Origin of the sequence: uncultured Escherichia sp. (genome assembly GCF_948475835.1) — a bacterium.
Lineage (GTDB): Bacteria > Pseudomonadota > Gammaproteobacteria > Enterobacterales > Enterobacteriaceae > ECMA0423.
Window position 1 is genome coordinate 1 of sequence record NZ_CAOLGM010000131.1, and the last position, 12,213, is coordinate 12,213.

At 45.0% G+C, this 12,213-nt stretch carries 12 protein-coding genes; 6 read left to right on the forward strand and 6 right to left on the reverse strand.

Annotated features, from left to right (window positions below; all coding sequences use genetic code 11):
• Positions 1-250 precede the first annotated feature (250 nt).
• A complete protein-coding gene (gene slp / locus QZF50_RS19710; protein ID WP_001057453.1) occupies positions 251-817 on the forward strand; it encodes an outer membrane lipoprotein Slp in 567 nt (188 codons plus the stop codon).
• Positions 818-972: 155 nt separating this feature from the next.
• Entirely contained in the window at positions 973-1,503 is a 531-nt protein-coding gene (locus QZF50_RS19715) for a LuxR C-terminal-related transcriptional regulator (protein ID WP_000478619.1), read from the forward strand.
• Between the two features lie 41 nt (positions 1,504-1,544).
• On the opposite strand, the gene QZF50_RS19720 is transcribed toward QZF50_RS19715, so the two are convergent.
• The 3 genes from QZF50_RS19720 to hdeA all read right to left on the reverse strand — a co-directional run bounded on the left by QZF50_RS19720 (position 1,545) and on the right by hdeA (position 3,030).
• Positions 1,545-2,192, reverse strand: coding sequence for an MgtC/SapB family protein (locus tag QZF50_RS19720; RefSeq protein ID WP_001307446.1), 648 nt, complete (start codon positions 2,190-2,192; stop codon positions 1,545-1,547).
• 63 nt (positions 2,193-2,255) lie between these two features.
• A complete protein-coding gene (gene hdeB / locus QZF50_RS19725; RefSeq protein ID WP_001298717.1) occupies positions 2,256-2,582 on the reverse strand; it encodes an acid-activated periplasmic chaperone HdeB in 327 nt (108 codons plus the stop codon).
• Between the two features lie 115 nt (positions 2,583-2,697).
• Positions 2,698-3,030, reverse strand: coding sequence for an acid-activated periplasmic chaperone HdeA (hdeA, locus tag QZF50_RS19730; RefSeq protein WP_000756550.1), 333 nt, complete (start codon positions 3,028-3,030; stop codon positions 2,698-2,700).
• Between the two features lie 254 nt (positions 3,031-3,284).
• Between hdeA and hdeD the strand changes: the two genes are divergently transcribed.
• Together hdeD and gadE are read left to right on the forward strand one after the other, a co-directional pair.
• The gene (gene hdeD / locus QZF50_RS19735) at positions 3,285-3,857 is read left to right on the forward strand and encodes an acid-resistance protein HdeD (RefSeq protein ID WP_000965672.1); all 573 of its coding nucleotides are present in this window, start codon (positions 3,285-3,287) and stop codon (positions 3,855-3,857) included.
• 798 nt (positions 3,858-4,655) lie between these two features.
• Positions 4,656-5,183, forward strand: coding sequence for an acid resistance transcriptional activator GadE (gene gadE / locus QZF50_RS19740; RefSeq protein ID WP_000576690.1), 528 nt, complete (start codon positions 4,656-4,658; stop codon positions 5,181-5,183).
• Here the strand turns inward: gadE and QZF50_RS19745 are convergent, their stop codons facing one another.
• Positions 5,184-5,462, reverse strand: a complete 279-nt coding sequence (locus tag QZF50_RS19745; RefSeq protein WP_001205329.1) for a hypothetical protein — start codon at positions 5,460-5,462, stop codon at positions 5,184-5,186.
• A 107-nt stretch (positions 5,463-5,569) separates the two neighbouring features.
• Here QZF50_RS19745 and mdtE point away from each other — a divergent pair, with 107 nt between their 5' ends.
• Both mdtE and mdtF read left to right on the forward strand, forming a co-directional pair.
• A complete protein-coding gene (mdtE, locus tag QZF50_RS19750; RefSeq protein ID WP_322349723.1) occupies positions 5,570-6,679 on the forward strand; it encodes a multidrug transporter subunit MdtE in 1,110 nt (369 codons plus the stop codon).
• A gap of 24 nt (positions 6,680-6,703) precedes the next feature.
• Positions 6,704-9,817, forward strand: coding sequence for a multidrug efflux pump RND permease MdtF (mdtF, locus tag QZF50_RS19755; RefSeq protein ID WP_000024892.1), 3,114 nt, complete (start codon positions 6,704-6,706; stop codon positions 9,815-9,817).
• Positions 9,818-10,179: 362 nt separating this feature from the next.
• Here the strand turns inward: mdtF and gadW are convergent, their stop codons facing one another.
• Together gadW and gadX are read right to left on the reverse strand one after the other, a co-directional pair.
• Positions 10,180-10,908, reverse strand: coding sequence for an acid resistance transcriptional activator GadW (gadW, locus tag QZF50_RS19760; RefSeq protein WP_000149991.1), 729 nt, complete (start codon positions 10,906-10,908; stop codon positions 10,180-10,182).
• A 367-nt stretch (positions 10,909-11,275) separates the two neighbouring features.
• A complete protein-coding gene (gene gadX / locus QZF50_RS19765; RefSeq protein WP_001191068.1) occupies positions 11,276-12,100 on the reverse strand; it encodes an acid resistance transcriptional activator GadX in 825 nt (274 codons plus the stop codon).
• Between the last annotated feature and the right edge of the window lie 113 nt (positions 12,101-12,213).

A 12,213-nucleotide genomic window follows, 5' to 3' on the forward strand; every position in this document is an offset into this window, starting at 1 on the left:
ATAATATTGATTATTAGCACTTTATAATTATTGAATAAAAATAGATTTTATGTAATTTTAAAACAAAGGGTTATATTATTGGGCGATGGATACTCATACCACGCCCCAAAATAACGGAATTGAACTAAACAGAAGGGATATAAACATCAGACAGGTTTACGTTACTATCAGGCATATCACCTCAGAATCAGATGAAAACTATAAAGAAATATCTATTATGGTTTTAATATTTGTTGATAAGGATAGTAACATGAACATGACAAAAGGTGCACTCATCCTCAGCCTTTCATTTTTGCTTGCCGCATGTAGTTCAATTCCGCAAAATATCAAAGGCAATAACCAACCTGATATTCAAAAAAGTTTTGTTGCTGTTCATAACCAGCCGGGGTTATATGTTGGTCAACAAGCGCGCTTTGGTGGGAAGGTTATCAACGTTATCAATGGCAAAACGGATACGTTGTTAGAAATCGCTGTATTACCGTTGGATAGCTATGCGAAGCCTGATATTGAAGCCAACTATCAGGGCCGACTGCTCGCCAGACAAAGCGGCTTCCTTGATCCAGTGAACTATCGTAATCACTTTGTTACCATCCTCGGTACCATTCAGGGTGAACAACCAGGCTTTATCAATAAAGTCCCGTATAACTTCCTGGAAGTGAATATGCAGGGCATCCAGGTGTGGCATTTGAGAGAAGTGGTTAATACCACCTATAACCTGTGGGATTACGGCTATGGTGCATTCTGGCCGGAACCGGGCTGGGGTGCGCCTTACTACACCAATGCGGTGAGTCAGGTAACACCTGAGCTGGTCAAATAACACCACCGAAAGATGCAGATGCTTTCTCAGCATCTGCATCATGTATTACATAAAATTAATATACAGTAAGCTAACTATTATTATTATAAGCCCTGTCCTGTTAATTACCTTTGGCAAACTGATTATAAAGTTAATGTCCGCACCAGGAGTCGGTTATGTTTCTTATAATTACCAGGGATACGATGTTCTTCACCGCGATGAAAAACATTCTGAGTAAAGGTAATGTCGTTCATATACAGAACGAAGAAGAGATCGACGTAATGTTGCATCAGAATGCCTTCGTCATTATTGATACATTAATGAATAATGTATTTCATTCTAATTTTCTCACTCAAATTGAACGATTAAAACCTGTCCATGTGATTATTTTCTCCCCCTTTAATATTAAACGCTGCCTGGGGAAAGTGCCGGTGACCTTTGTTCCGCGGACTATCACTATCATTGATTTTGTCGCACTCATCAATGGCAGTTACTGCTCTGTGCCTGAAGCGGCTGTGTCACTTTCGCGCAAGCAACATCAGGTTCTGAGCTGCATTGCGAATCAAATGACAACGGAAGATATTCTGGAGAAACTGAAAATATCGCTAAAAACGTTCTACTGCCATAAACACAATATCATGATGATCCTCAATCTTAAGCGGATCAATGAGCTGGTACGCCATCAGCATATTGATTATCTGGTGTGAATTTCAGGCTTACGGTGAGTCTGGCTACGCTGCCACACAGATTAGCTAATTGAAACGCCTTTCACCCCTGCCATACCTTTTAATAATCGCAACAGGTCTTCTATCGACGTTGTGGCATGAAGCTGGATATCAATGGCGACCACTTCATGATCTTCATTTTCCTGCAACGAAACTAAATCCGTTTTTATTTTTTGCTGCTTAAACCAGTCGAGCATTGATACCGTATTACCGTTCAGTAATGTCAGCTGTAAATGGTAATTTTTGTTCATCAGGCGGAAGGTTAATTGATGGAAGACTTCCAGCACCAACAAGGTCATCACTGAACCATAAATACCCAGTTCGTACATACCGCTGCCAATAACCATACCTATGGCGGCGGTCACCCAGATATCCGCTGCCGTCGTCAGACCTACAATATTTTGGTTACGAACGAGAATGTTACCTGCACCGATAAACCCGACGCCCGTCACCACCTGAGCAGCAATACGGCTGGGGTCGAGTCCGACGTGATCTAAAGACAGCACGTCAGCAAAACCATATTTCGAAACAATCATAAACAGGGCGCTTCCCATGCCAATTAATACATGTGTGCGTAACCCTGCTCCTTTGCCGCGCATTTGCCTTTCCATGCCAATAGCGCCACAGGCAATTGCCGCGAGTATAAGACGTATAATAAATTCTGCTGTCATATAAAAATGCAAAAAGGAGCAGCAAGATGGCTCAACTTGCTACTCCTTTTTACTTGTACCTCATTAATTCGGCAAGTCATTAGATGCTTGATTTTTGAAGGTATACAAATTTTTCTGCGGGTTTTTCTTACAGTATTCGATCACTTTAGGAATTTGAGTGAGATCGGTTTCATTTAAAGTAACGGTATCGCCACCTTTATATACTGTTTCTTCATGCAGCATCCACCATGCAACCGGGGTCATTGCTTTTGGATTCAGATCAATAAATTCCTGGCAGGTCATATCTTTAGCGGATTCATTGGCTGCCAGCGCAGATTGTGCGTTCACCAGTGACAAAGCCGCTACAGCGCCCATAAAAATAAACGCTTTACGGAGAGATGAAATATTCATTTTGTAACCCATTCAATATAGAGATTATATATGAACAGGAGGAATAGCTGCTTTTAAAGAAGATATTCCGGCCTGTTCAATATGCAAGGAAGTACGATGTAACGCATTCCCGGAATTACATATCTTTCTTAATTTTGTCCCATTCGCCTTTAACTTTATCTTTAAAGTTGGCTTGTTTATCCTGAGTACAAGCCTGAACGATAGCTGGGGTTACGGTTGCAATACCCTGAACATCTAAAACCGCATCTTCTGGTTTATCTTTGTTGTTCAGCGCTTCAGCAAAACCAACTGCAGTTGGCTGGAAGGATTCGTCCACAGCCAGGAAATCTTCACAGGTCCAGGAGTTGACCGGTTTTTTGTTATCAGCTGCTTTTTGCGCATCCGCTGCATTGCTCACAACTGGCAGAAGAAGCAGACCACCAAGAATAACGCCTAATACTTTTTTCATCGTAATATCCTCAACTATAAAGTGAAAGAGCCGTCACGAATCAATTTCGACACTGAGGTTATAACCTGGTTTTCTGTATATGTCATGTTGATGGAAAATATCAAAATCAGATATTTTTATTTCAATACAATGAGTTACAGATGCATCAGATACTGTAATTAGGAAATTTTTATTAAATCGACTGCATTCTTAGACGCGTTTTTGGCATAGATTGATAGCAGGGGATTTTCTTCTTAATTTTATAGGGTGGTTCTATGTTATATATAGATAAGGCAACAATTTTGAAGTTTGATCTGGAGATGCTTAAAAAGCATCGCAGAGCAATCCAGTTTATTGCCGTGCTGCTGTTTATCGTCGGGTTGCTGTGTATCAGTTTCCCGTTCGTCTCTGGCGATATTTTAAGCACAGTAGTGGGTGCATTATTAATCTGCTCGGGTATTGCGCTTATTGTCGGGTTATTCAGCAACCGCAGTCATAATTTCTGGCCGGTATTATCCGGTTTCCTCGTCGCAGTCGCCTATTTATTGATCGGCTATTTCTTCATCCGCGCACCGGAGCTGGGCATTTTTGCCATTGCGGCATTTATTGCCGGTTTGTTCTGTGTTGCAGGGGTTATTCGCCTGATGAGTTGGTATCGTCAGCGTTCAATGAAAGGCAGCTGGCTACAGCTCGTTATTGGTGTGCTGGATATCGTCATTGCCTGGATATTCCTTGGTGCAACGCCGATGGTGTCTGTAACGCTGGTTTCCACACTGGTGGGAATTGAACTGATATTTAGCGCCGCCAGCCTGTTCAGCTTCGCCAGTTTGTTCGTTAAGCAGCAATAATTATCCCGGTTGTCACCCGGATCATAGTCACTTGATGTGACTATGATCCGATTAATACTCTCTCCGCTACGCAGTGTTGTAGATCAATTGCGCACTATCATTGAAATAATTACCTGCTAGTGATCATTTCAACCTACTGAATTTCATCTAATTTTTTTCACTCCATGGCAAATTAGCCATTTCAAACATTATCATGGCTGATATTTTCCGTAGTCAGGTTTAATGTTTTAAAAGTGCTGTGGGAAAGTGAACAAAGAGTTCCGTAAGCGTTGATGCTATGGGCGGTTAAATAAGTAATCCGGGTTCATTTTTTTGCAACTGGCGTTGATTACATTGCATAAATATCCGTGTCTCCAGACGCTATATAAAAACCTGAAGACATGAATGCGTTATTTACTCAGGTAATTTCAATGCGTTAAAAGAAAGCTGGCAATCCAATTGCCAGCTTAAGTCGAAACAAGGAGACTCGATATTTAAATCGGATTACATTTTAACTTTAGTAATATTCTTCAGAGATCACAAACTGGTTATTGATAACTTATTCTTGGGCAGTAATCCGCAAACGTTAACTTTTTGTTTGATATTTACAAATTGATAACAACCAGGAATCTTACTTAGGATCAATATATGGAGTGCGTGATGGATAAATCTGAAGTATTGATTAGTGTTAATAGACGTATTAGTTCACGAAGGGCAAAGTTCTTATAGGCGTTTACTATATTGAACAACGATTCGGACAAGGATGTAAATAATGAAAAGGATGACATGTTCGAAACGATAACGGCTAAGGAGCAAGTTATGATTTTTCTCATGACGAAAGATTCTTTTCTTTTACAGGGCTTTTGGCAGTTGAAAGATAATCACGAAATGATAAAAATCAATTCCCTGTCAGAGATCAAAAAAGTAGGCAATAAACCCTTCAAGGTTATCATTGATACCTATCACAATCATATCCTTGATGAAGAAGCGATTAAATTTCTGGAGAAATTAGATGCCGAGAGAATTATTGTTTTGGCACCTTATCACATCAGTAAACTAAAAGCTAAAGCGCCTATTTATTTTGTTAGCCGCAAAGAAAGTATCAAAAATCTTCTTGAGATTACTTATGGTAAACACTTGCCCCATAAGAATTCACAATTATGTTTTTCACATAATCAGTTCAAAATTATGCAACTGATTCTGAAAAATAAAAATGAAAGCAATATCACGTCGACGCTCAATATTTCGCAACAAACATTAAAGATTCAGAAATTCAACATTATGTACAAGCTGAAACTAAGACGTATGAGCGACATCGTCACCCTGGGTATCACATCTTATTTTTAGTCAGGACATAAGCAACTGAAATTGATGGCTGGCATGACGAGGGATGCAGATGCTGATTTCATTACCCCCGGTGATTACTAAAGGAGAGGCTAAAACGACTTTATTCCCCTGGTATGTGTATCCACCAGTAGAACCCTTCGTTGCCCGAATGCTGGCAGGAACTGTTGGCAGAACGGCAACATTTTTTTTGTCGTTGACCTCACCATGTCGATCACTGTGCCTGTATCCCACCTTACTGGCTGACAACCCCACTATGCCGCTGGTCTGTAAATCCCTCATATCTCTCCTCGCGCGCAATTTAAAGAACCGTTATTTCTCAAGAATTTTCAGGGACTAAAATGAACAGAAGAAGAAAGCTGTTAATACCGTTGTTATTCTGCGGCGCGATGCTCACCGCCTGCGATGACAAATCGGCGGAAAACGCCGCCGCCATGACGCCTGAGGTCGGTATCGTCACACTCTCCCCCGGTTCGGTCAATGTGTTGAGCGAATTGCCCGGTAGAACCGTTCCTTATGAAGTTGCCGAGATACGTCCCCAGGTGGGCGGTATTATCATTAAACGCAACTTTATCGAAGGCGATAAAGTGAACCAGGGCGATTCGCTGTATCAGATTGATCCTGCACCTTTACAGGCCGAGCTAAACTCCGCCAAAGGCTCGCTGGCGAAAGCGCTCTCTACCGCCAGCAATGCCCGCATCACCTTTAACCGCCAGGCATCGTTGCTGAAGACCAACTACGTTAGCCGTCAGGATTACGACACCGCGCGCACCCAGTTGAATGAAGCAGAAGCCAATGTCACCGTCGCCAAAGCGGCTGTTGAACAGGCGACGATCAATCTGCAATACGCGAATGTCACCTCGCCGATTACGGGCGTCAGCGGGAAATCGTCGGTGACCGTCGGCGCACTCGTTACCGCTAATCAGGCAGATTCGCTGGTTACCGTACAACGTCTGGACCCGATTTATGTCGATCTCACGCAGTCGGTGCAGGATTTCTTACGCATGAAAGAAGAGGTCGCCAGTGGGCAAATCAAACAGGTTCAGGGCAGTACGCCAGTACAGCTCAATCTGGAAAATGGTAAACGCTACAGCCAGACCGGCACGCTGAAATTCTCCGACCCGACGGTGGATGAAACCACGGGCTCCGTGACGTTACGGGCGATTTTCCCCAACCCAAATGGTGACTTGCTGCCTGGCATGTACGTCACGGCATTAGTGGATGAAGGTAGCCGCCAGAATGTATTACTGGTGCCGCAGGAAGGCGTCACCCACAACGCCCAGGGTAAAGCAACGGCGCTCATTCTGGATAAAGACGATGTTGTGCAGCTACGCGAAATTGAAGCCAGCAAAGCCATCGGCGACCAGTGGGTTGTCACCTCTGGCTTGCAGGCTGGCGATCGGGTGATCGTTTCCGGTTTGCAACGCATTCGTCCGGGTATCAAAGCACGAGCAATTTCCTCCAGCCAGGAAAACGCCAGCACCGAATCGAAACAATAACGTTGCAGGCTTAAGGGGACTTTCATGGCTAACTATTTTATTGATCGCCCGGTTTTTGCCTGGGTACTTGCCATTATTATGATGCTTGCAGGTGGTCTGGCGATCATGAACTTACCGGTTGCGCAGTATCCGCAGATTGCGCCACCGACCATTACCGTCAGCGCTACCTATCCAGGTGCCGATGCGCAAACGGTAGAAGACTCGGTCACTCAGGTGATTGAGCAAAATATGAATGGGCTTGATGGCCTGATGTACATGTCTTCAACCAGTGATGCGGCGGGTAATGCCTCTATCACTCTGACCTTCGAGACTGGGACATCTCCTGATATCGCACAGGTTCAGGTGCAAAATAAACTGCAACTCGCTATGCCTTCATTACCTGAAGCGGTGCAGCAGCAGGGGATTAGCGTTGATAAGTCGAGCAGTAATATTCTGATGGTAGCGGCGTTTATTTCTGATAACGGCAGCCTCAACCAGTACGATATCGCGGACTATGTAGCGTCTAATATCAAAGACCCGCTAAGCCGTACCGCGGGCGTTGGTAGCGTACAGCTCTTTGGTTCCGAGTACGCCATGCGTATCTGGCTGGACCCGCAAAAACTCAATAAATACAATCTGGTACCTTCCGATGTTATTTCCCAGATTAAGGTGCAAAACAACCAGATTTCCGGTGGTCAACTGGGTGGCATGCCACAGGCGGCAGACCAGCAACTAAACGCCTCAATCATTGTGCAGACGCGTCTGCAAACGCCGGAAGAATTTGGCAAAATCCTGTTGAAAGTTCAGCAAGATGGTTCGCAAGTGCTGCTGCGTGATGTCGCCCGCGTCGAACTTGGAGCGGAAGATTATTCCACCGTGGCGCGCTATAACGGCAAACCTGCTGCCGGGATCGCCATCAAACTGGCTACCGGAGCAAACGCCCTGGATACCTCGCGGGCAGTCAAAGAGGAGCTGAACCGCTTATCAGCCTATTTCCCCGCAAGTCTGAAGACGGTTTATCCTTACGACACCACGCCGTTTATCGAAATTTCTATTCAGGAAGTTTTTAAAACACTGGTTGAGGCTATCATCCTCGTCTTCCTGGTCATGTATCTGTTTTTGCAGAATTTCCGTGCCACAATCATCCCGACGATTGCCGTACCGGTGGTTATTCTCGGGACGTTTGCGATCTTGTCGGCGGTCGGTTTCACCATCAACACGTTAACTATGTTCGGGATGGTGCTGGCGATAGGGTTACTGGTGGATGACGCCATCGTGGTGGTGGAGAACGTCGAGCGTGTCATTGCGGAAGATAAGCTACCACCGAAGGAAGCGACGCATAAATCGATGGGGCAGATCCAACGTGCGCTGGTCGGTATTGCTGTTGTTCTTTCCGCAGTGTTTATGCCGATGGCCTTTATGAGCGGCGCAACCGGGGAGATCTACCGCCAGTTCTCCATCACGCTGATCTCCTCCATGCTGCTTTCAGTATTTGTGGCAATGAGCCTGACCCCTGCCCTGTGCGCCACCATTCTGAAAGCCGCGCCGGAAGGCGGTCACAAACCTAACGCCCTGTTCGCACGCTTCAACACGCTGTTTGAAAAATCAACTCAGCACTATACCGATAGCACCCGCTCGCTGTTGCGTTGTACCGGTCGCTACATGGTGGTCTACCTGCTGATTTGCGCCGGGATGGCGGTGCTGTTCCTGCGTACACCGACCTCTTTCTTACCAGAAGAGGATCAGGGGGTATTTATGACCACCGCGCAGTTACCTTCCGGTGCCACCATGGTTAACACCACGAAAGTGCTGCAACAGGTGACGGATTATTATCTTACAAAAGAGAAAGATAATGTTCAGTCGGTGTTTACCGTTGGCGGCTTTGGCTTCAGCGGCCAGGGGCAAAACAACGGCCTGGCGTTTATCAGTCTCAAGCCGTGGTCTGAACGTGTCGGTGAGGAAAACTCGGTTACCGCGATCATTCAGCGGGCAATGATTGCGTTAAGCAGTATCAATAAAGCCGTCGTCTTCCCGTTCAACTTACCCGCGGTGGCTGAACTGGGTACCGCGTCAGGTTTTGATATGGAACTGCTGGACAACGGTAACCTGGGGCACGAAAAACTAACCCAGGCACGAAACGAGCTGTTATCACTGGCAGCGCAATCGCCTGACCAGGTCACCGGGGTACGCCCGAACGGCCTGGAAGATACGCCGATGTTCAAAGTGAACGTCAACGCCGCGAAAGCTGAGGCAATGGGTGTGGCGCTGTCTGATATCAACCAGACAATTTCCACCGCCTTCGGCAGCAGCTACGTGAACGACTTCCTCAACCAGGGGCGGGTGAAAAAAGTGTATGTCCAGGCAGGCACGCCGTTCCGTATGTTGCCGGATAACATCAACCAATGGTATGTACGCAACGCCTCTGGCACGATGGCACCGCTTTCTGCCTACTCGTCTACCGAATGGACCTATGGTTCACCGCGATTGGAACGCTACAACGGCATCCCGTCAATGGAGATTTTAGGTGAAGCGGCGGCCGGGAAAAGTACCGGTGACGCTATGAAATTTATGGCAGACCTGGTCGCTAAACTTCCGGCAGGCGTCGGCTACTCATGGACCGGACTGTCGTATCAGGAAGCGTTATCCTCAAACCAGGCTCCTGCACTGTATGCCATTTCACTGGTCGTGGTGTTCCTCGCCCTCGCCGCACTCTATGAGAGCTGGTCAATTCCGTTCTCGGTGATGTTGGTTGTTCCGTTAGGCGTCGTTGGCGCATTACTGGCCACCGATCTGCGCGGCTTAAGTAATGACGTCTACTTCCAGGTTGGTTTGCTGACCACCATCGGGCTTTCCGCCAAGAACGCCATCCTGATTGTCGAATTTGCCGTTGAGATGATGCAAAAAGAAGGGAAAACGCCGATAGAGGCAATCATCGAAGCGGCGCGGATGCGTTTACGCCCAATCCTGATGACCTCTCTGGCCTTTATTCTCGGCGTGCTGCCGCTGGTTATCAGTCATGGTGCCGGTTCTGGCGCGCAAAACGCGGTAGGTACCGGCGTGATGGGCGGGATGTTTGCCGCAACAGTGCTGGCAATTTACTTCGTTCCGGTCTTTTTCGTTGTAGTGGAACATCTCTTTGCCCGCTTTAAAAAAGCGTAACGTGTAAATGAGAGTAAGGTTGAACGTGAAGGTTCAGCCTTACTCTTTCCTGCTAACCATTCACCACTCAACAACCAGCTAACCGTCAGGAATACCAGGCTTAGTACACAGCACTGAAAGTAGAAACCACTCCAGCCATTCGTCATCAATTTGAACAGCACAATACTGACCCACATTCCCGTAATCGTATGAATTGTCAGCTTAATAATCCCAAACATGCCGAGTCTTTTCCTCCTGAAAATACCTATACCGCCTGGCAAACTGCGAAAGAGAACTAGCCGGTAGCCCGGCAGAAATCATCAGGGAAGAGTTTCACATGAAGCAGGTGTGAGATCCTGACCAATATTCAAATGCAAAATATGTCAGGAAAAGGTACCTGGCGAATGTTGCGCAAACTGATGTGGCGTTACACCATAATATTGTCGAAATGTGTTTATAAAGTACGACGTACTGCTATAGCCACATTTTTCTGCAATAGTATGCAGAGGAATTTGACGTAACTCGAGTAATCGTCTGGCCATCGACATCCTGGAAGCGAGTAATATTTTACTGAAACAGGTATTTTCATCCTGCAACTTTTTTTTGATGAGACTCTCGCTGGTATACATTCTTTCCGCGATATCGCGCAGATACCAACGTTTGGCGATATCAAAGCTAATAAGGCGTTCAACTTTTCCTGAAACAGTGCTGATGCTATTGAAAAGTAAGGGGATCAGTTCTTTCTTATGAGAAAACATCGATAAACAGGAAAGGTAGAGCATATTGCTCAGTATCGGTGAATTTACCCCGGATTCATTGAAGCTATCAAAAATCGCCGTCACCAGCGGCATGGGGGGTGACTGGTTAATTAATAGACGGTCTTTGCTATGTAACCCTAAATTGCGTGGTAGCTGACGAATATTTTGTAAGTAATGGCAAACTGTCAGCTCATCGATATCCAGTCGTCGCGTATCCGGTGAACAAAACGCAAAATCGTCTGCCAAATTTTTCTCCAGCAGCACGATACTCTCGTTATGCAGCGATATTTTATGCTGTTCATGATAAATATCGAATGAACGACGAATGAGGATCACCGAGCAGACATGAGTCATGATTATCCCTTATATTTCATACTGCGATTATTTCAATTTCAGTATACTAATGAAATGTTGCCAGACTGTTTCTTAGCGCAAAAACTGCCAGATTTGGTAGGACCAAAATTTATCCACAAAGTAGTTTTGCATAACAGTTAATTGATAATAAGTAAATGCAGCACGAATATATTTTCGCACAGCGTATAGCTTATGTTTATAAAAAAATGGCTGATCTTATTTCCAGTAAAAGTTATATTTAACTTACTGAGAGCACAAAGTTTCCCGTGCCAACAGGGAGTGTTATAACGGTTTATTAGTCTGGAGACGGCAGACTATCCTCTTCCCGGTCCCCTATGCCGGGTTTTTTTTATGTCTGAGTAAAATTCTATAATCTTATTCCTTCCGCAGAACGGTCAGTGCCGTAAAAATTTCCTTGCGCAACAATACTTGCCGCCGAGTCACGGTTCGGCAATCCCTGCGCCGATCGCTCCTGATACTCTGTGGGCGTCATCCCATAATAATTTCGAAAGACGTAAATGAAATACGACACGCTGTGATATCCACAGGACACTGCGACTCGCTTAATTGAAAAGCCATGTATAACAATAAGTTGCAAAGCACGTTGCATTCTACACTCAGTAAGCAACTGTGAATATGATGTCTCTTCTTCGCGCAATTTTTTCTTTAACAGGCTTGGACTCATCAACAGCTCGCTGGCGATTCGAGCTAGTGTCCACTCATGGGCGATATTATTATTGATAACCGTACAAACTCGTGTTCGCATGTTCGGTTGCAAAACGTTCAAAAGCAGCGGTATAAAGTGCTCATCCTCAAGAAAAACAGATAACAACGCAAAGATTAATGCTCTTTTACGTAGCATTTCTGCATAGCGAAGATTCTTATTCTGCGATAGTTGCGCAACTTCCTGAAAAACAGGAATATCTCTGCTACAGTGATGAACGAGTAATGAAGAAATTTTTTTATGTGCATGAAGATTTAATGCCTCCTCCTTGAGCATCGGCAGAAATAATGAAAGCGTATCCCTTGATACTAATACAAAATTTTCAACACACTTATCTACTCGAATTTGGCTTGCATCCGCAAAAACCAGGTCACCGCCATTAAAATAGCGATATTCACCATTAACCATGGTGAGAATATATTTATGTCTTGCGTACGCAATTAGACAATTCCCATGTAATGATTGCATAGTTGACTTAATATTACATAAACATATTACTGTTAATTAATGTAGCACGCCGCCCTCTTAAGTCAAATTGATTGATAAATAAATTTAAACGAAGCGGGAGAACAGGATGATAA

Bases quoted from the DNA above. Each gene is read 5' to 3' on its own strand.
- slp (WP_001057453.1), top strand. From the start codon at position 251: ATGAACATGACAAAAGGTGCACTCATCCTCAGCCTTTCATTTTTGCTT.
- QZF50_RS19715 (WP_000478619.1), top strand. From the start codon at position 973: ATGTTTCTTATAATTACCAGGGATACGATGTTCTTCACCGCGATGAAA.
- QZF50_RS19720 (WP_001307446.1), bottom strand. From the start codon at position 2,192: ATGACAGCAGAATTTATTATACGTCTTATACTCGCGGCAATTGCCTGT.
- hdeB (WP_001298717.1), bottom strand. From the start codon at position 2,582: ATGAATATTTCATCTCTCCGTAAAGCGTTTATTTTTATGGGCGCTGTA.
- hdeA (WP_000756550.1), bottom strand. From the start codon at position 3,030: ATGAAAAAAGTATTAGGCGTTATTCTTGGTGGTCTGCTTCTTCTGCCA.
- hdeD (WP_000965672.1), top strand. From the start codon at position 3,285: ATGTTATATATAGATAAGGCAACAATTTTGAAGTTTGATCTGGAGATG.
- gadE (WP_000576690.1), top strand. From the start codon at position 4,656: ATGATTTTTCTCATGACGAAAGATTCTTTTCTTTTACAGGGCTTTTGG.
- QZF50_RS19745 (WP_001205329.1), bottom strand. From the start codon at position 5,462: ATGAGGGATTTACAGACCAGCGGCATAGTGGGGTTGTCAGCCAGTAAG.
- mdtE (WP_322349723.1), top strand. From the start codon at position 5,570: ATGCTCACCGCCTGCGATGACAAATCGGCGGAAAACGCCGCCGCCATG.
- mdtF (WP_000024892.1), top strand. From the start codon at position 6,704: ATGGCTAACTATTTTATTGATCGCCCGGTTTTTGCCTGGGTACTTGCC.
- gadW (WP_000149991.1), bottom strand. From the start codon at position 10,908: ATGACTCATGTCTGCTCGGTGATCCTCATTCGTCGTTCATTCGATATT.
- gadX (WP_001191068.1), bottom strand. From the start codon at position 12,100: ATGCAATCATTACATGGGAATTGTCTAATTGCGTACGCAAGACATAAA.